This is a genomic window from Alkalilimnicola ehrlichii MLHE-1 (assembly GCF_000014785.1).
In the GTDB taxonomy this organism is placed as follows: Bacteria; Pseudomonadota; Gammaproteobacteria; order Nitrococcales; family Halorhodospiraceae; genus Alkalilimnicola; species Alkalilimnicola ehrlichii.
The window spans coordinates 2,964,199-2,981,202 of sequence record NC_008340.1 but is presented as its reverse complement, the minus strand read 5'-3'; the positions used below and the strand labels follow the sequence as shown (position 1 = coordinate 2,981,202).

Genomic DNA, 17,004 nt, shown 5'->3' with positions numbered 1-17,004 from the left:
GGGGGAGGCGACGAGCGGAGATTTAATGCACGAGATGCACTGGGTTGTCAAACAGGAGGTCTTCCATCCAGTTGAAGGCCTCCTCCTGGCCCGGCTGGTTGAACAGCACCATCAGGACCACCCATTTGACCGTGTCCAGATCCACGTCGTCGTCTTCCAGCGCCATGAGCCGGTCGATCACCAGCTCACGCCCGGCGCGGTCGAGAATACCGGCCTGTTCCAGGAACAGGATGAAGCCTCGGCTTTCCACATCCAGGCGCACGGTCTCGCGCTCATGGTAAACGCGGATGGCCCGGTCGCCGGTCACCGTTGCCGGCATATTGCGGCTGTCCGCCAGACCGTCCAGCCAGTCGAACGCCTTGCGGATCTCCAGCGGTGTGAAGCCGGCTTCGAAGAGTTCGGATTCGAGGGAATCGCGGTCGGGGCTGGGCTCGTCGTCGTTGGCGAGGTAGTTCTCGAACAGGTAGATCAGTACTTCGAAAATGCTTTGCTTCATCACACGTCCTCTGGCCCCGTGCGCTGGTAGCGGCCGCCAGGCAAGGCCTGAACCCGCCCCTGCAGCTCCAGTAGCAGCAGCATGGAGGAAACGGCATCGGCCGTCAATCCGCACCGGCCGACCAGGGTGTCCAGGGCCACAGGGTCGTGACCCATGGCCTCAAGCAGGGCGGCGTATTCCGGATCGGGCCCCGCATCGGAGCCGCCATTGTCGGCCGTCACCCCGGCTGTCCTGTCGGGGATGGCCAGCGGCAGGGCCTGCTGAACATCCAGTTCCTCCAGGATGTCGGCCACCGACTCCACCAGCCGGGCGCCGTCGCGGATCAGCCGATGGCAGCCGCGGGCCAGCGGGCTGTGGATGGAGCCCGGGATGGCAAAGACATCGCGCCCCTGGTCCAGCGCCTGGTAGGCGGTGATCAGTGAGCCGCTGTTGAGGCTGGCCTCGACCACCAGGGTGCCCAGCGAGAGGCCGCTGATCACCCGGTTGCGACGGGGGAAGTGGCTGCGGCGCACGCCCACCCCCGGTGGCAGCTCGGTGACCAGCGCCCCCTCGGCGGCGACCCGGTGGGCGAGCGCGCGGTTGCGCGCCGGGTAGATCCGGTCGGGCCCGGTGCCCATCACCGCGACGGTGACACCACCGGCCTCCAACGCGCCCTGGTGTGCGGCAGTGTCGATGCCCTGGGCCAGGCCGCTGGTGACGCCAAGACCGCGCCCGGCCAGGGTCTGGGCGAAATCCCGGGCCAATTCCTGGCCGTTGTGGGTGGGGTTGCGGCTGCCTACGATGGCGAGCTGAGGCCAGCTCAAGAGCTCCGGGTCGCCCTTGACGAAGAGCAGCGGCGGGGCGTCGGCCAGCTCCGCCAGACGCGTTGGGTAGGCGGGGTCCACGCCCGGGCTGAGCACGTGGTGGCGGGGGTCTGCCTCCAGCCAGCGCAGGTCCGGGTCGGCGCTCTCCGGGGTGGCGGCGTGGATCGCCTCCACCACCGCCGCCGGCAGCCCGCAGCGGTGCAGTTCGGCCGGCGGGGCCGCCAGGACGTGTCGGGGGCTGCCGAAATGGTCGATCAGCCGCCACCAGCCGCGTGCGCCCAGTCCGGGGACGCGCCAGAGCGCCAGCCGGGCCCGCAGTTCGGGATCTTGCACCACAGCGTGGGCGCGCGTGCCCGTACTCAGGGCCGGCGCACCTTGTCCAGGACCTGCATGGGGCGGCGCGCCTCCATGACCAGGCCCAGTGACAGCCGGTCCATGCTCCGGAAGATCACCAGGTCGCCGGCGTCCTCCTCGGGCAGTTCCACCACCTCGCGGGTGACCGGATCCCGGGCGGTTTCGGTGGCGCTGAAGACCCTCAGCACGTGGCCGGGTTCCAGGCCGTCCTCGGCGCCGCGGTTGACCACCACGACGCTGAACTGGCCCACCTGGCGCACACCGTCCAGCACGTGCACGATACGTCCCGCAAAATCCGGGTCGTCCGGCACACCCAGCGTGAGCTGCGCCCGGCGCAGTTCGGTGATGCCCTCCACCAGCCGGTCCCCGGCGCGGATCTCGCGGCTGCTGCGGGTGACCTGGAGGGTCGCCGGGTCGCCGTTGCTCAGCAATTCGGCGTCACCCAGGTCGATGGCCTCGTAGCCCAACGTCTCCCCGGTGTCCGGGTCGGTAATCGGATCGCCACGGCGAACCAGGTTGAAGGCGTCGGCGGCGTCCTCGGTCAGGCCGCGGGCATAGATGTGATCACCGGCCGCGCTCAGCACCCGGCCCTCGCGACCGGTGAGGACGTAGGGGGCGGCGTCCAGCGTGGCCTCGTCAAGGATGTGGCTGCGGGCGAGGAAGGGGCGGATGGCGGACATCGGGATGGTGGGGATCGCCTCCTCCAGCGCGGTCTCCCGGACCCGCGGCGAGAGTCGGACCACCCGGTCCTCGACCTGGATGCGCGGCTCTCCGTCCACCCAGCTCAGGCGCAGGATATCGCCCGGAAAGATGAGGTGGGGATTCTCTATCTCCGGATTGGCCTGCCAGATCGCCGGCCAGTTCCACGGGTCCCGGAGGAAGCGGGCGGAGATGTCCCAGAGGGTGTCGCCACGCTGAACTTCATACCGTTCCGGGTGGTCTGATCGTATCAGGTCGCCGGCGAGCACCGAGACACTGAACAGCATTAGGGCGAGCAGCCCGAGCAGCTTTCCTGTTCGCATGGACGTTCCCTGCGGTACGCAAGAGGCTGCCGGCCCGCCTCAGCGCGTCTATGTTAAGGTTACCCCCCGGCGAACGCGCGACCCACCATCCGTGGCGTCGCCGGGCCGGCACGCATTCATTCACCGGGTTAAGGCTAGCAGCAACCCCTGTCGAGCGGCAACGAGCCATGGCCATTCTGGATATATTGGTTTACCCCGATCCCCGTCTGCGCGAGGTGGCCGCCCCCGTGGCGCAGGTGGATGATGACATCCGGCGGCTGGCGGACGACATGTTGGAGACCATGTATGACGCCCAGGGCATCGGCCTGGCGGCCACCCAGGTGGGCGTCAACCAGCGGGTGGTCGTGATGGACCTGGCCGAGGAGGGCGCACGCCAACCGCTGGTCCTGATCAATCCGGAGATTCTGGACCGGGAGGGCGCCGCCACGGGGCAAGAGGGCTGTCTGTCCATCCCCGGGTTCTATGAGGACGTGGAACGCGCCGAGCGGATCCGCTTCCGCGCCCTGGACCGCGAGGGGCGCCCCTGGGAGCAGGAGGCCGAGGGCCTGATGGCGGTGTGCGTGCAGCACGAGATCGACCACTTGGACGGCAAACTGTTCGTGGACTACCTCTCTGAGCTGAAGCGAAAGCGCATTCGGCGCAAACTGGAGAAGCTGGTGCGCCAGGGGCGGGTGAACGTGGGCGGGCAGACGGGGCGGGCATGAGCGGCGCCCCTCGCCTGGTCTTCGCCGGCACCCCCGATTTTGCCGTCCCCTCCCTGCAGGCCCTGCTCGAGGCCGGACACCGGCCGGTGGCGGTCTACACCCAGCCGGACCGGCGCGCCGGGCGCGGCCGCCGGCCCCGGCCCTCGCCGGTGAAACAGCAGGCCGAGGCCCAGGGCCTGCCGGTCCGGCAACCGGAGAGCTTGCGCGACCCGCGGGCGCAGGCCGAGTTGGCGGAGTTGGCGCCGGACCTGATGGTGGTGATCGCCTACGGCCTCATCCTGCCCCAGGCGGTGCTGCAGATCCCTGCCCTCGGTTGTGTCAATCTGCACGCCTCACTGCTGCCCCGTTGGCGCGGTGCGGCCCCCATTCAACGGGCTATCCTGGCTGGCGACGACGAGACTGGCGTCTGCCTGATGCGCATGGAGGCGGGGCTCGACACCGGGCCGGTGCTGGCCCGGGCCCGCTGCCCCATCGGCCCGCGGGAGACCGGCGGCAGTCTGCACGACCGGCTGGCGGCCCTGGCGGGCACACTGTTGCACGACCGGCTGGACGACCTCCTGGCCGACCGCCTTCCTGCGCAGCCCCAGCCGGAAGCGGGCGTCTGCTATGCCGATAAGCTTCGCAAGGACGAGGCCTGGCTGGACTGGCGCCGGGATGCCCGGCAGCTGGACCGCCAGGTCCGCGCCTTCAACCCCTGGCCAGTGGCGCAGACCCTTTGCCAGGGCCAGGTGCTGCGGGTCTGGGAGGCGGAGCCGGTGGCCGCTCCGGCCGGCGATGCCGCGCCGGGCACCGTGGTTCGCGCCGATGGCGACGGCATCGTGGTGGTCGCCGGCGAAGGGGCATTGCGGTTGCAGACGCTGCAAGCCGCCGGCGGCCGCCCCCTCGGGGTGCGTGAATTCCTCAACGGCCGGGCCCTGCAGGCCGGCGAACGACTGGGCTGAGCGGTGGCGCGGCGGGCGCGTGGGCAGCCACCGGTGCGTCAGCGCGCGGTGCAGTGCCTCGGCCAGGTGCTGGATCAGCATCAGTCCCTGGACCAGGCCCTGCCCAGGGCCCAGCAGGGCCTGCCCCCCCGCGACGCCGCGCTGCTGGCGGAGCTCTGCTATGGGGTCCTGCGCTGGCACGACCGATTGCGGGCGCTGGCCCACCGGCTGCTGGACAAGCCCCTGCGCGGCAAGGATGCGGATCTGCAACGGCTGCTGCTCTGCGGCCTGTACCAATTGCTCGAGACCCGTATCCCGCCCCACGCCGCCGTGGCCGAGACCGTGGCGGTGGCGCCCCGGCTGGGCAAGGGGTGGGCCCGGGGGCTGATCAACGCGGTGCTTCGTCGGGCCCAGCGGGAGGCGGATCGCCTGCTTCCGGCGCTGGATGCCGACCCCGCCACCCGCTATGCGCTGCCCGCTTGGTTGCTGGATACCCTGCGCCGGGACTGGCCCGATCGCTGGCAGGCCCTCGCCGCGGCGAACCAGCAGCGCCCGCCCATGACCCTGCGGGTCGACCTCACGCGCTGGAGCCGGGAGGAGGCCCTGCAGGCCCTGGACGACGCGGGCTGCCCGGCACAGCCCAGCCCCTGGACCCCGACTGCGGTCACCCTGGCGCGCCCGGCCGCGGTGGATGAGCTGCCCGGTTTTGCGGACGGGCGGCTGTCCGTGCAGGACGAGGCGGCGCAGTGGGCTGCGCCCTTGCTGGCCTGCCGCCCCGGTGAGCGGGTGCTGGACGCCTGCGCCGCCCCGGGCGGCAAGACGGGCCACCTGCTGGAGCACTGCCCGGGGATCGAGCTCACCGCCCTGGACATCAGCGAGGGCCGTCTCGGGCAGGTGCGCGCCAATCTGCAGCGATTGCGGCGGGAGGCCCGCTGCCTTGCTGGCGACGCGGCCCGGCCGGAGACCTGGTGGGACGGACGCCCCTATCAGCGAATCCTGCTGGATGCCCCCTGTTCGGGCACCGGGGTCATCCGCCGCCACCCGGACATCCGCCATCTGCGGCGCCCCGATGACATCGCCCGCTTGGCCGACGGGCAGGGGCGGTTGCTGGAGGCGTTGTGGGGACTGCTGGCCCCCGGGGGGCGGCTCGTTTACGCTACTTGTTCAGTGCTGAAGGCCGAGAACAGCCGGGTAGTGGCGCATTTCCTCCGGGCGCACCCGGAGGCACAGTGGTTGCCCGCCGGCTGGCCACCCGGCTTCCCGGCGGACGACGGGCAAATCCTCGCGGGCAACGGGGGAATGGACGGATTCTACTACGCGTGTCTCCACAGGCCATGACAACCGCACGGCCCCGCGCGATGCCGCCGCTCCTTTGCGTGTGGCTGTGGGCGGTGCTGTGCCTGCTGGGGACGGCGCCCGTGGTGGCGGACGAGGCCCCGGGGTTCGAGGTGGAGTCGGCCGGGCTGGATCTGGACGAGGGCAGTTACTGGCTCAGCGCCGCACTCCGGTTGCGGTTCTCGGAGGAGACCGAGGCGGCCCTGGACAACGGCGTGCCCCTGACCCTGGAGCTGCGACTGGAGATCGTGCAGCCCCGTTGGTGGTGGTGGGATGCCGAGGTGGTCAACTTCAGCAACCGTTACCGTATCCGCTATCACGCCCTCAGCCGCCGTTTCGTGTTGACCGATCTCAACAGTGGCGAGAGCCGCTCTTTCGCCCGTCTTGACAGCCTGTTGCGGGCCCTCAGCGAGGTCGAGGGGCTGCTGGTGGCGCGGGAGGAGGACCTGAGCGCCGGTGAGCGTTACCAGGTGCGACTGCGTGTGCGCTTGGACACTGAGGCACTGCCACAGCCGTTGCAGGCGGTGGCCTATATGTCACCCCAGTGGCGGTTGCAGAGCGACTGGTACACATGGCACGTCGAGCCCTGAACGGCCTGAGAGGCGAGGGCTGGCTGCGGCTGGTCCTCTGCGTCGTGCTGCTGGCCTCCCTGTACCTGCTCTCGGTGGCCACCGAGAACACGGAGCGCTTCGGCCGGCTCTACGTCTGGCTGATTGCCGTCAACAGCATCGGCCTGGTGTTGCTGCTCAGCGTGATCGCCGCCAATCTCTGGCGCCTCTACCGCCAGCGGCGCCGGGGGCAGGTGGGCAGCCGCTTGACGGTGCGCCTGGTGGCCGTGTTTGTGTTGCTGGCGGTGGTTCCGGTGTCGGTGGTCTATTACTTCTCCATGCAGTTTCTGCGGGCCGGCATCGACAGTTGGTTCGACGTCCGGGTGGAACACGCCCTGGAGGACGCCCTGACCCTCTCCCAGGCCTCGTTGGATCTGCGCACCCGCGATCTGCTGCGCCGGGTGGAGGCGGCCGGGCGGGAGCTCACCGACACCCCCGAGTCACTGGCCGCCCTCACCCTGAATGACCTCCGGCAACAGTTACGCGCCACCGAGGTCACCCTGCTGCGGTCCAGTGGCCAGATTATCGCGACCAGCAGTGCAGAACCTTCCGCCACCCTGCCGCACCGCCCGGAGGAGGAGATCCTCCTGCAGCTGCGCCAGGGGCTGCCCTATGTGGCCCTGGATCCGATGGACGACGGTGAGCTGCAGGCCCGGGTGGTGGTGCCCACCCGCGGGCCAGCCGGCCCCGGCGACACCCGCTTTCTCGAGGCCTATTTCCCCATCCCCTCGCGCCTGGGGGCGCTGGCCGAGGAGGTGCAGACGGCCTACGGTGAGTACCGTGAGATCGCCTTCCTGCGCCAGCCGCTCAAAGACAGCTTCATCCTCACCCTCTCGCTGGTGCTGTTGCTCAGCCTGCTGTTCGCTGTCTGGACCGCCTTCTTCCTCGCCCGTCGCATGGTGGCACCCATCCGCAATCTAGCGGAGGGCACGCGGGCGGTGGCCGCCGGTGATTACGGCACCCAGCTGCGTGCGGGTAGCCGGGACGAGCTGGGCTTCCTGGTCGAGTCGTTCAACGATATGAGCCGCCGGATCGCCCGCACCCGGGACAGCGCCCGGCGCAGCCAGGCGCAGGTGGAGCGGCAGCGGGCCTACCTGGAGACCGTGCTGGGCCGGCTGTCGTCGGGGGTGCTGGCGCTGGATGCCCAGGGCCGGTTCCGTACCAGCAACCGGGCGCTGGAGGAGATCCTGGGGGTCCGGCTCACCCGCTATACCGGGGGCAACCTCCAGCAGCTGGCGACCGCCGCACCGCGGCTGGCGGGGCTCGCCGAGGTGGTGGTGCGTCACCTGGACAGTGGCGATACCGAGTGGCGCGAACAGGTCACCCTGCCGGCGGAGGAGGGCGAACGGGTGCTGATGCTGAGCGGGGCCACTCTGCCGGGGCATCGCCAGAGCGGCGGCCACGTGATCGTGATCGACGACATCACCACGCTCATCCAGGCCCAGCGCGACGCCGCCTGGGGGGAGGTGGCGCGGCGCCTGGCCCACGAGATCAAGAACCCGCTTACCCCCATTCAGTTGTCCGCCGAACGCCTGCGCCATAAGCTCTCCGGACGCCTGGAGGGGCGCGACGCCGAGTTGCTGGAGCGTTCCACCGGTACCATCGTGCGCCAGGTCAGCGCCATGAAGGAGATGGTCAACGCCTTTTCGGAGTACGCCCGGCCACCGCGGCTGCGCCTGGAGCGGGTGGATCTCAACACCCTGGTGGCGGAGGTGGCCGAGCTCTACCGCGGGGAGTCGGGGCTGGTGCTGGAAATGGCGCCGGCTGAGGGGTTGCCTGCGATCCGCGCCGATGCCGGCCGGCTGCGGCAGCTGCTGCACAATCTTATCAAGAACGCCCAGGAGGCGGCCGAGGGCGAGACCCGCGTGCGCCTGGAGACCGATTGGGAGGATGTGCCCGGTGGCCGCAAGGTCCGGCTGCGGGTCTGCGACAACGGGCCGGGTTTCAATGCCGAGATGCTGGCCAGTCTGTTCGAGCCCTATGTCACCACCAAGGCCCGGGGGACCGGCCTGGGGCTGCCCATCGTCAAGAAGATCGTCGAGGAGCATGGCGGCAGCATCAGTGCCCGTAACAGCGACGGCGGGGGGGCCTGCATCAGCATGCGCTTCCCTCTGCCTCAGGAACAGGGCGCGCTGAGTGCGCCCGGGGAGTAACGCCGAATGAGTAGCGCACAGATTCTGGTTGTCGACGACGAGCAGGAGATCCGTGACCTGGTGGAGGAGATCCTCAAGGATGAGGGTTACCGCGTGCGTACCGCCCATGACGGCGCCTCCGCCCGCGAGGCCATGCGGGATCCGGTGCCGGACCTGGTGTTGCTCGATATCTGGATGCCCGACGTGGACGGCGTCACCCTGCTCAAGGAGTGGACCGAGGGGGGTGGGCCGGCGTGCCCGGTGGTGATGATGTCCGGCCACGGGACCGTGGAGACGGCGGTGGAGGCGACCCGGCTCGGTGCCTGGGATTTTATCGAGAAACCGCTCTCCATGCCCAAGCTGCTGCTGACCGTGGAGCGGGCCCTGGAGGCGGCCCGCCCGCGCCCGCCGCAGCCCGGGGTGGGCGCCGAGCCGGCCCCGGAGCCGGTGGGGAAAAGCCAGGCGATGCGCCGGTTGCGCGAGGATGCGCGGCGGATCGCGGTGCACGACACCCGAGTGCTGCTGCGCGGTGAGGCGGGCTCGGGCAAGCGCTGCATCGCCCGCTATATCCATGAGCACAGCCCGCGCCGGGCCGGCCCCTTTATCGAAGTGAGCGCGGGTGGGCTGGGTGAGGGGCTGGGGGTGGCCGACCTGTGTGGCCTGGAGCGTGAGGGCGAGACCGTCCCCGGTGCCCTGGAGCTGGCGCAGGGGGGGACCCTGTATCTGGCTGACGTCTGTGAGATGGAGCCAGCCCTTCAGGGGCACCTGCTCGGCGTGCTCAAGGCCGGTCGGTTCCAACGTCAGGGGGGTGCCAGGGTGGTGGACCTGGATGTGCGCCTGATCGCAGGCACCCGGGTGGAGCTGGCGGACGCCGTGCGCGCCGGTCGGTTCCGGGAGGATTTCTACTACTATCTGGACGTGGTGCCGCTGGTGGTGCCGGCGCTCCGGGAGCATGTGGAGGACGTCCCCGAGCTGCTCCAGTACTACGTCAATCGGCTGGTGGAGCGCGACGGCCTGCAGTACCGTGAGTTCACGCTGGCGGCGCAGAACCGCCTGCGCAATCATAGCTGGCCGGGTAATGTGCGGGAGCTGGAGAATCTGGTGCAACGCCTGTTGATCATGGGCGAGGGCGAGAAGATCGACGTTGACGAGGTCGAGGCGGCGCTGGAGGAGGCGGCGCGCGAGGGCACCGGCGCCGGCCGGGGGCTGTCCGCCGATCTCCACCTGGAGTTGCCCCTGCGCGAGGCCCGGGAGGCGTTCGAGCGGCGCTACCTGCAGGAGCAGCTCCGTCGTGCCCAGGGCAGCGTGGGCCAGCTGGCCCGGTTGACCGGCATGGAACGCACCCACCTCTACCGCAAACTCAAGGCACTGGGTATCGATCCCAGGGAGAGCGCATGAGCAGGGAGCGGGTATGAAGATCATCATCCTCGGCGCCGGTCAGGTGGGCAGCACCGTGGCCGAGAACCTCTCCAGCGAGGCCAACGACATCACCGTGGTCGATACCCGCGTGGGGGTGCTGCAGGATCTGCAGGACCGTCTCGATATCCGTACGGTCCACGGCAGTGGCACCTACCCCGAGGTGCTGGAACGGGCCGGTGCCCCGGACGCGGACATGATCCTGGCGGTGACCAACTCGGATGAGGCCAACATGACCGCCTGTCAGGTGGCCTACACCCTGTTCCATACCCCCACCAAGATCGCCCGCGTCCGGGCGGTGGAGTATTTGACCTATCCACAGCTGTTCAGCCCCGACGCGCTGCCCATCGATGTCATCATCAGCCCCGAACAGCTGGTCACCGACTACGTGCAGCGGCTGGTTGAGCACCCCGGGGCGCTACAGGTGCTGGATTTCGCCCAGGGCCGGGTACGACTGGTCTGCGTGCGGGCCTATTACGGCGGGCCGCTGGTGGGACATGAGCTCTCGACCCTGCGCGAGCACATGCCGGGCACGCCCACCCGGGTGGCCGCCATCTTCCGCCGGGGCAAGCCCATCCTGCCTGAGGGTGACACGGTGATCGAGGCCGGTGACGAGGTCTTTTTCATTGCCGCGAAGAAGGATATCCGTGCGGTCATGAGTGAGCTGCGCCGGCTGGAAAAGCCGGTGAAGCGGCTCACCATCGCCGGCGGTGGCAACATCGGCAAGCGCTTGGCCCAGGCCCTGGAGCGTCGCTACCAGGTCAAGCTCATCGAGCACTCACCGGAGCGAGCCCGGGAGATCTCCGAGGAGCTCAAGCGCGCCATCGTGCTGCTGGGCGACGCCGCCGATGAGGAGCTGCTGCTGGAGGAGAACATCGAGAACACCGATGTCTTCTGCGCGGTGACCAACGACGATGAGGCCAACATCCTGTCCGCCATGCTGGCCAAGCGCCTGGGCGCCCGCCAGGTGATGGCGCTGATCAACCGGGCCGCCTACGTGGAGCTGATCCAGTCCAGCGAGGATATCGACATCGCCGTGTCGCCGCAGCAGGCCACCATCGGCAGCCTGCTGGCGCACATCCGCCGGGGTGATATGGCCAATGTGCACTCCCTGCGGCGCGGTGCGGCCGAGGCCATGGAGGCGGTGGCCCACGGCACCCCGGCCAGTTCGCGGGTCATCGGCCGGGCCATCGACGAGATCCGCCTGCCGCCGGGCACCACCATCGGCGCGGTGGTCCGGGGCGATGAGGTGCTGATGGCGCACCACGACCTGGTCATCGAGCCCGAGGATCACGTCATACTCTTCTTGGTGGACAAGAAGCGTGTGCCGGAGGTGGAGCGCCTGTTCTCGGTCGGTGTGACCTTCCTCTGAGTTCGCCCGTACCAAGCAGACCCTGGGAGACGCGATGAGCATGCTGGATAACCTGGAGAAGATGCTGGCCACCGGCCGCGACAGCCCCATGCTGCGCCTGAGCCTGGGGTCGGGGTATCTCAAGCAGCGCGAGCCGGGGCGCGCCATTGCCCACCTGGAGGCAGCGCTGGAGCAGGACGAGCACTACTCGGCGGCCTGGAAGGTGTACGCCGCCGCACTGGCCGAGGACGGGCGCCTGGATGAGGCGATCACCGCTTACCGGCGTGGCATCGACGTGGCGGAGGGTCAGGGCGACAAGCAGGCGGTCAAGGAGATGCGCGTCTTCCTCGGGCGGCTGGAGCGGCAACGCGGCGCCTAGCCGGCGACCGGGTATCTCAGCGCCGGCGCCTGGGGTAGGCGCGCGCCCAGCCGGGCGGTGCGTGGGCGAAGCGCTTGTAGGCCCAGAGGTACTGCTCGGGCACCTCGCGCACGCAGGCCTCGACCCCCTCGTTCAGGGCCGCCAGCGCCTCCGCCGCATCGCTGGCGTGAATGGCCGCCGGCGCGGGCCGGAAGCGGATCACCCAACGCCCGCCGCGTGCCAGCCTGCGGGCATAGCCGAACACAACCGGGGCCCGCTGCCGGGCCGCCAGCTTCACCGGCAGGTCCATGGTCAGTGCCGGGCGGCCGAAGAAGGGGGCGAAGCGGCCCTCCTCCTCGGGCGGTTCCTGGTCCGGCAGGATGCCCACCACGTCGCCGGCGCGCAGCGCCTTGTACAGTGCGCGCAGGCCGGCGGTGTTGGCGGGCAGGGCCCGGCCGCCCCCGCGGTTGCGGGCGGCCACCATGATCGGCTCCAGGGCCGGCTGTCGCGGGGGCCGGTAAAGGAAGTGCAACGGGTAGTGGCGCGCCACCCAGAGATTGAGCAACTCCCATGACCCCAGGTGCGGGGCCGCGATGATCACCCCGCGGCCGCGGCGGTAGGCGGCGTCCAGCACCTCGGCCCCCTCTACCCGTTCGACCCGGCTTAGGAGCTCGGCCACCGGGCGGCGGAACAGTGCCGGCACCTCCAGCACCTGGCGGCCGAACTCCCGCTGGGCGGCGTGGGTCAGGGTGGCGCGTTCGGCCTCGGGCAGGTCCGGAAAGCAGATCGCGAGGTTGCGCCGGAGCACATCGCCGGAGCGACTGCCCGGGCGGGTCAGCCACGGGCCCAGGGCCGCACCCAGGCGGTGCATGACCGCAAGCGGGAGCAGCGACAGGGCGGTGAGCAGCAGGTGCAGCAGGGTTGATCGGTTCATGGCATTCACGGCGTCGGGCGACGGTGGCATAGCTAACCCGGACTGCAGCGTGCTTGCAAGTCTGGCGGAATGGCCTTCAGGCGTTAGACTTTCCCGGGAGGACGTGCGGTACTTGGGCGAGCACGCGCCGATTCAGCCCGACGGCAACTGAAGGAGTCACCGATAATGAGCTGGAATAAGCAGATGGAAGACATGGTCCAGAACTGGACCAGCATGCAGCAGCAGATGTGGGACAGCTGGCTGCAGGCCATGAAGGGGATGGGTGCACCCGGTGGTTCCGCGGAGGGTATGGAAACCGTGCAGCGGGAATACCAGCGGAATCTGGAGGCCTGGGAGCAGGCGGTCCGCGATGCCCTGGAGGCGCAGAGCCAGTGGAGCCGGCACTGGGCCGAGGCGCTGGAGAAGGACGGTCAGACCCCGGAGGCGGTCTCCCAGTGGGTGCAGCAGGTGCAGGAGATGATGAAGGCCTGGACCGAGGCCCAGGGCCAGCTCTGGAATGCCTGGTTTGAAAGTGCCCGTAGTGTCGACCCCTCGAACATGGGCGGCAACTGGGATGAGGAAGGCCGGCGGGTGTTGCAGGCCTGGCAGGAGGCCACCCAACGGGCCCAGGACGCCCTGACCGAGCTGTCCAAGACCGCCACCCAGATGGGTGCCGAAACCGGTGTCGAGAGTAGCAAAGCGACTAAGGCGCCGCCCAAGGGCGGCAGCCGCAGCAAGCGCTGACCGGCGTGTGTCCCGGAGGGGCGGTTAGATGGCCCCCCGGGGCAGTCCGGCTGAGTTGACGGGCCGTCTCCCAGTGGAGACGGCCCGTTGCGTAGGGGGACCGTCGAGCGATTCAGGAGACAGACGTCAGTCATGATCGGACTCATTCAGCGGGTCAGGGAGGCCCGGGTTGAGGTGGATGGCGTGGTGGTCGGGCGCACCGGGCGCGGACTACTGGCGCTGATCGGGGTGCAGCGTGATGATGATGAGCCGCAGGCCCGTCGCCTGCTGGAGCGCATCCTGGGTTACCGGGTGTTTCCGGATGAGGCGGGTCGGATGAACCGCTCGGTCCGCGACATCGGGGGCGGCCTGTTGTTGGTGCCGCAGTTCACCCTGGCCGCGGACACCCGCAAGGGCATGCGGGCCAGCTTTGCCCCGGCGGCGTCACCGGAGCGGGGCGAGGCGCTGTTCCATCGGCTGCTGGGGCTGGCGCGGGAGAGCGGGGTGCCGGTGGAGGCGGGCCGGTTTGCTGCCGACATGCAGGTGCACCTGATTAACGACGGCCCGGTGACCTTCTGGCTGGAGGCCCGGCCGTCAGCGGCCTGAGCCGGATCCGCCATCACCGTCGTGGCTGGCGGAAGGCGGGCCGCAGCCGCCGGTTGTGGTATGCTCGGCGGTCGCAATCGTGAAAACGCCCTCTGGCATGACCCTTTCACAGGTGAGCACCCCATCATGATGAATCGCAGCGCCGAGGTGCAGCGCGACACCCTGGAAACGCGGGTGAAGGTGCGGCTGGACCTGGACGGCACCGGCGAATCCCGTATTCGCATCGGCGTGCCCTTTATGGAGCACATGCTCGACCAAGTGGCCCGCCACGGCCTGATCGACCTGGATATCGAGGCCGACGGCGACACCCATATCGACGACCACCACACGGTGGAGGACGTCGGCATTACCTTGGGCCAGGCCTTGGCCCAGGCCCTCGGTGACAAGAAGGGCATTCGCCGGTATGGCCACGCCTATGTGCCGCTGGACGAGGCCCTCTCGCGGGTGGTAGTGGACTTCTCCGGCCGCCCCGGGCTGCAGTTCCACGTGGATTTCGTACGCGCCCGCATCGGCCAGTTCGACGTGGACCTGTTCCAGGAATTCTTCCAGGGTCTGGTCAATCACGCCGCGTTGACCCTGCACGTGGACAACCTGCGGGGCATCAACGCCCACCATCAGGCAGAGACGGTGTTCAAGGCGCTGGGCCGGGCGCTGCGAATGGCCGCCGAAGCCGACCCGCGCCAGGCCGACCGCATTCCCTCTACAAAGGGGGCGCTGTAATGGGCCTGGTGGCAGTGGTGGACTACGGCATGGGCAACCTGCGTTCGGTCTCGCGCGCCCTGGAGTCTGCCGGCGGCAGCGGCCGGGTGCGCATCACCTCCGACGCTGACGAGGTGCGCCGGGCGGAACGGGTGGTCTTCCCGGGGGTGGGGGCCATCCGTGACTGTATGAGCGAGCTGCAGCGCCTCGAGTTGGTGGAGGTGCTGCGCGAGTCGGCCCGGAGCAAACCCTTCCTGGGGGTCTGCCTGGGCATGCAGGCGCTGCTGAGCCGCAGCGAGGAGAACGCAGGCACCGAGGCGCTGGATATCCTGCCCGGTGAGGTGCGCCGTTTCCCCGCCGATCGGCAGGACCCGGAGGGCCGCCGGCTGAAGGTGCCGCACATGGGGTGGAATCAGGTGCACCAGGTGCAGGACCATCCACTGTGGGCGGACATCCCCGACCGCAGCTGGTTTTACTTCGTGCACAGCTATTACGTGGCGCCGGAGCGGGATAAGTGGGTGGCCGGGCAAACCGAGTACGGGTTGACATTTGCCAGCGCCCTCGCCCGCGGCAATGTCTTCGCCACCCAGTTCCACCCGGAGAAGAGCCAGCGCCCGGGCCTGATACTGCTGGGCAACTTCCTGCGCTGGGACGGCAGTGAGTAAACGGATGAGTGATGCCATGCAGCTGATACCCGCCATCGATCTCAAGGACGGCCGCTGCGTCCGCCTGCGCCAGGGGCGCATGGACGATGAGACGGTCTTCTCCGACGACCCCGTTGCCATGGCCGGTCGCTGGGTGGCCGCCGGTACCCGGCGCCTGCACCTGGTGGATCTCAACGGTGCGGTCGCCGGCAAGCCGGTCAATGCCGAGATCATCCACCGCATCGCCACCCGCTATCCTGACCTGCGCATCCAGGTGGGCGGCGGCATCCGTGACCTGGACACCATCCGCGGCTACCGCGAGGCCGGGGTGGATGATCTGATCATCGGCACCCAGGCGGTGCGCCGGCCGGAGTTCGTCACCGAGGCCTGTCAGGCCTTCCCCGGGCATATCATCGTCGGCCTGGACGCCCGTGACGGCCGGGTGGCCACCGACGGCTGGGAGCAGGTCTCCGAGGTGCGAGCGGTGGACCTGGCCCGCCGGTTCGAGGCCGCCGGGGTCAATGCCATTGTCTTCACCGACATCGGCCGTGACGGCATGATGAAAGGGGTGAATATCGAGGCCACCCGTGAGCTGGCCCGCGCCATCACCATCCCGGTGATCGCCTCCGGAGGCGTGTCCAGCCTGGAGGATGTGCGCGCGCTGTGTGCCGCCGCCGGTGACGGCATCAGCGGGGCCATTGTCGGCCGGGCGCTCTACGAGGGCAGCCTGGATCTGGCCGAGGCCCAGGGGTTGGCCGACGAGCTCTGCGGGGTGAAGCCGTGACCGTCGCCAAGCGCATTATCCCCTGTCTGGACGTGGACGGCGGCCGGGTGGTCAAGGGCGTCAAGTTCGTGGACATCCGCGATGCCGGCGACCCGGTGGAGATCGCCCGGCGGTACGACGCCATGGGCGCCGACGAGATCACCTTCCTGGACATTACCGCTAGCCACGAGCGGCGCGATACCATGGTGCAGGTGGTGGAGAAGGTGGCCAGCCAGGTCTTCATCCCGCTCACGGTGGGTGGTGGGATCCGCGAGGTGGCGGACATCCGCCGCATGCTCAATGCCGGTGCCGACAAGGTCGGCATCAACACCGCCGCGGTGGCCCGGCCCGAGTTCGTGGCCGAGGCCGCCGAGCGCTTCGGTTCCCAGTGCATCGTGGTGGCGGTGGACGCCAAGCAGGTCAGCCGGGCGGACGAGCCGGCGCGCTGGGAGGTGTTCACCCACGGTGGTCGCAAGGCGACCGGTCTGGATGCGGTCGAGTGGGCGGGCCGCATGGCCGAACTGGGTGCGGGCGAGATCCTGCTCACCAGCATGGACCGGGATGGCACCCAGGCCGGGTTCGACCTGGCGCTGACCCGGGCGGTGAGCGACGCTGTGCCGGTGCCGGTGATCGCCTCCGGCGGTGTCGGCACCCTGTCGGACCTGGCCGACGGCGTCCTGGAGGGGGGGGCCGACGCGGTACTGGCCGCCAGCATCTTCCATTTCGGGCGCTACACCGTGGCCGAGGCCAAGCGGCTGATGGCCGAGCGCGGCATCACGGTGCGCATCACCGGCGACGAGCGGACCGACGTATGAGTGAACAACGCGATATCCTCAAGGCCCTGGCCGAGGTGCTGGAAGAGCGCCGGCAGGCGGACCCGGCCACCTCCTATGTGGCGAAGCTGCACCACAAGGGGCTGGACGCCATCCTCAAGAAGGTCGGCGAGGAGGCCACCGAGGCGGTGGTGGCGGCCAAGGGGGGGGATCGTTCACAGGTCATTTATGAAACCGCCGATCTGTGGTTCCATAGCCTAATCATGTTGTCGGCCTGTGATGCCGGGCCGGACGACGTGCTGGCGGAACTTGAGCGTCGATTCGGGTTGTCCGGCATCGACGAAAAAGCGGCCCGTAACGGGCAGTAGTAGAGCGGGCCCCGGG

The 17,004-nt window shown here is 69.4% G+C and carries 19 protein-coding genes; 15 read left to right on the top strand and 4 right to left on the bottom strand.

The window, feature by feature from the left end:
* Positions 1–22: 22 nt before the first annotated feature.
* Genes MLG_RS13300 through MLG_RS13290 form a run of 3 tightly spaced genes read right to left on the bottom strand, consistent with a single transcriptional unit; the run spans position 23 to position 2,675 of the window.
* Positions 23–496, bottom strand: coding sequence for a DUF494 domain-containing protein (locus MLG_RS13300; RefSeq protein ID WP_011630364.1), 474 nt, complete (start codon positions 494–496; stop codon positions 23–25).
* Entirely contained in the window at positions 496–1,635 is a 1,140-nt protein-coding gene (gene dprA, locus MLG_RS13295; RefSeq protein WP_011630363.1) for a DNA-processing protein DprA, read from the bottom strand. Before dprA ends, MLG_RS13300 begins: the two co-directional genes overlap by 1 nt.
* A 23-nt stretch (positions 1,636–1,658) precedes the next feature.
* Entirely contained in the window at positions 1,659–2,675 is a 1,017-nt protein-coding gene (locus MLG_RS13290) for a LysM peptidoglycan-binding domain-containing protein (protein WP_011630362.1), read from the bottom strand.
* A 167-nt stretch (positions 2,676–2,842) separates the two neighbouring features.
* Here MLG_RS13290 and def point away from each other — a divergent pair, with 167 nt between their 5' ends.
* Genes def through MLG_RS13250 form a run of 8 tightly spaced genes read left to right on the top strand, consistent with a single transcriptional unit; the run spans position 2,843 to position 11,520 of the window.
* A complete protein-coding gene (gene def, locus MLG_RS13285; RefSeq protein WP_011630361.1) occupies positions 2,843–3,379 on the top strand; it encodes a peptide deformylase in 537 nt (178 codons plus the stop codon).
* Positions 3,376–4,320: a methionyl-tRNA formyltransferase gene (gene fmt / locus MLG_RS13280; protein WP_011630360.1), complete on the top strand. Its 945-nt coding sequence runs from the start codon at positions 3,376–3,378 to the stop codon at positions 4,318–4,320. The genes def and fmt overlap by 4 nt, the downstream gene beginning before the upstream one ends.
* 33 nt (positions 4,321–4,353) lie before the next feature.
* Complete coding sequence (gene rsmB / locus MLG_RS13275; RefSeq protein WP_049753600.1) at positions 4,354–5,637, top strand: 16S rRNA (cytosine(967)-C(5))-methyltransferase RsmB; 1,284 nt, start codon at positions 4,354–4,356, stop codon at positions 5,635–5,637.
* Entirely contained in the window at positions 5,634–6,224 is a 591-nt protein-coding gene (locus tag MLG_RS13270; RefSeq protein WP_011630358.1) for a DUF4390 domain-containing protein, read from the top strand. The genes rsmB and MLG_RS13270 overlap by 4 nt, the downstream gene beginning before the upstream one ends.
* On the top strand, positions 6,206–8,395 hold the full coding sequence (locus MLG_RS13265; protein ID WP_011630357.1) for a sensor histidine kinase: 2,190 nt from the start codon (positions 6,206–6,208) through the stop codon (positions 8,393–8,395). Before MLG_RS13270 ends, MLG_RS13265 begins: the two co-directional genes overlap by 19 nt.
* Positions 8,396–8,401: 6 nt before the next feature.
* Positions 8,402–9,772, top strand: coding sequence for a sigma-54-dependent transcriptional regulator (locus MLG_RS13260; protein ID WP_011630356.1), 1,371 nt, complete (start codon positions 8,402–8,404; stop codon positions 9,770–9,772).
* A gap of 13 nt (positions 9,773–9,785) precedes the next feature.
* A complete protein-coding gene (trkA, locus tag MLG_RS13255) occupies positions 9,786–11,162 on the top strand; it encodes a Trk system potassium transporter TrkA (protein WP_011630355.1) in 1,377 nt (458 codons plus the stop codon).
* Between the two features lie 34 nt (positions 11,163–11,196).
* Positions 11,197–11,520: a tetratricopeptide repeat protein gene (locus MLG_RS13250; protein WP_011630354.1), complete on the top strand. Its 324-nt coding sequence runs from the start codon at positions 11,197–11,199 to the stop codon at positions 11,518–11,520.
* A 16-nt stretch (positions 11,521–11,536) separates the two neighbouring features.
* On the opposite strand, the gene MLG_RS13245 is transcribed toward MLG_RS13250, so the two are convergent.
* A complete protein-coding gene (locus MLG_RS13245) occupies positions 11,537–12,433 on the bottom strand; it encodes a lysophospholipid acyltransferase family protein (protein WP_041718077.1) in 897 nt (298 codons plus the stop codon).
* A gap of 165 nt (positions 12,434–12,598) precedes the next feature.
* Here MLG_RS13245 and MLG_RS13240 point away from each other — a divergent pair, with 165 nt between their 5' ends.
* The 7 genes from MLG_RS13240 to MLG_RS13210 all read left to right on the top strand — a co-directional run bounded on the left by MLG_RS13240 (position 12,599) and on the right by MLG_RS13210 (position 16,988).
* The gene (locus tag MLG_RS13240; protein ID WP_011630352.1) at positions 12,599–13,156 is read left to right on the top strand and encodes a hypothetical protein; all 558 of its coding nucleotides are present in this window, start codon (positions 12,599–12,601) and stop codon (positions 13,154–13,156) included.
* A gap of 132 nt (positions 13,157–13,288) precedes the next feature.
* The gene (gene dtd, locus MLG_RS13235; RefSeq protein ID WP_011630351.1) at positions 13,289–13,741 is read left to right on the top strand and encodes a D-aminoacyl-tRNA deacylase; all 453 of its coding nucleotides are present in this window, start codon (positions 13,289–13,291) and stop codon (positions 13,739–13,741) included.
* 126 nt (positions 13,742–13,867) lie between these two features.
* Positions 13,868–14,461 (top strand): imidazoleglycerol-phosphate dehydratase HisB, encoded by a 594-nt coding sequence (hisB, locus tag MLG_RS13230; protein WP_011630350.1) that lies wholly within the window; start codon positions 13,868–13,870, stop codon positions 14,459–14,461.
* Positions 14,461–15,105 carry an imidazole glycerol phosphate synthase subunit HisH gene (hisH, locus tag MLG_RS13225; RefSeq protein ID WP_011630349.1) on the top strand — a complete coding sequence of 215 codons (645 nt, stop codon included), beginning with the start codon at positions 14,461–14,463 and terminating at the stop codon, positions 15,103–15,105. The genes hisB and hisH overlap by 1 nt, the downstream gene beginning before the upstream one ends.
* A gap of 16 nt (positions 15,106–15,121) precedes the next feature.
* Complete coding sequence (gene hisA, locus MLG_RS13220; protein WP_041718685.1) at positions 15,122–15,868, top strand: 1-(5-phosphoribosyl)-5-[(5-phosphoribosylamino)methylideneamino]imidazole-4-carboxamide isomerase; 747 nt, start codon at positions 15,122–15,124, stop codon at positions 15,866–15,868.
* Positions 15,865–16,662, top strand: coding sequence for an imidazole glycerol phosphate synthase subunit HisF (hisF, locus tag MLG_RS13215; protein ID WP_011630347.1), 798 nt, complete (start codon positions 15,865–15,867; stop codon positions 16,660–16,662). Before hisA ends, hisF begins: the two co-directional genes overlap by 4 nt.
* Positions 16,659–16,988: a phosphoribosyl-ATP diphosphatase gene (locus MLG_RS13210; RefSeq protein WP_011630346.1), complete on the top strand. Its 330-nt coding sequence runs from the start codon at positions 16,659–16,661 to the stop codon at positions 16,986–16,988. The genes hisF and MLG_RS13210 overlap by 4 nt, the downstream gene beginning before the upstream one ends.
* The last annotated feature ends 16 nt before the right edge of the window (positions 16,989–17,004 follow it).

Bases quoted from the DNA above. Each gene is read 5' to 3' on its own strand.
- MLG_RS13210 (WP_011630346.1), top strand. From the start codon at position 16,659: ATGAGTGAACAACGCGATATCCTCAAGGCCCTGGCCGAGGTGCTGGAA.
- MLG_RS13245 (WP_041718077.1), bottom strand. From the start codon at position 12,433: ATGAACCGATCAACCCTGCTGCACCTGCTGCTCACCGCCCTGTCGCTG.
- MLG_RS13240 (WP_011630352.1), top strand. From the start codon at position 12,599: ATGAGCTGGAATAAGCAGATGGAAGACATGGTCCAGAACTGGACCAGC.
- hisB (WP_011630350.1), top strand. From the start codon at position 13,868: ATGATGAATCGCAGCGCCGAGGTGCAGCGCGACACCCTGGAAACGCGG.
- dtd (WP_011630351.1), top strand. From the start codon at position 13,289: ATGATCGGACTCATTCAGCGGGTCAGGGAGGCCCGGGTTGAGGTGGAT.
- hisA (WP_041718685.1), top strand. From the start codon at position 15,122: ATGCAGCTGATACCCGCCATCGATCTCAAGGACGGCCGCTGCGTCCGC.
- def (WP_011630361.1), top strand. From the start codon at position 2,843: ATGGCCATTCTGGATATATTGGTTTACCCCGATCCCCGTCTGCGCGAG.
- MLG_RS13250 (WP_011630354.1), top strand. From the start codon at position 11,197: ATGAGCATGCTGGATAACCTGGAGAAGATGCTGGCCACCGGCCGCGAC.
- trkA (WP_011630355.1), top strand. From the start codon at position 9,786: ATGAAGATCATCATCCTCGGCGCCGGTCAGGTGGGCAGCACCGTGGCC.
- MLG_RS13290 (WP_011630362.1), bottom strand. From the start codon at position 2,675: ATGCGAACAGGAAAGCTGCTCGGGCTGCTCGCCCTAATGCTGTTCAGT.
- MLG_RS13265 (WP_011630357.1), top strand. From the start codon at position 6,206: ATGGCACGTCGAGCCCTGAACGGCCTGAGAGGCGAGGGCTGGCTGCGG.
- MLG_RS13260 (WP_011630356.1), top strand. From the start codon at position 8,402: ATGAGTAGCGCACAGATTCTGGTTGTCGACGACGAGCAGGAGATCCGT.
- MLG_RS13300 (WP_011630364.1), bottom strand. From the start codon at position 496: ATGAAGCAAAGCATTTTCGAAGTACTGATCTACCTGTTCGAGAACTAC.
- fmt (WP_011630360.1), top strand. From the start codon at position 3,376: ATGAGCGGCGCCCCTCGCCTGGTCTTCGCCGGCACCCCCGATTTTGCC.
- hisH (WP_011630349.1), top strand. From the start codon at position 14,461: ATGGGCCTGGTGGCAGTGGTGGACTACGGCATGGGCAACCTGCGTTCG.
- MLG_RS13270 (WP_011630358.1), top strand. From the start codon at position 5,634: ATGACAACCGCACGGCCCCGCGCGATGCCGCCGCTCCTTTGCGTGTGG.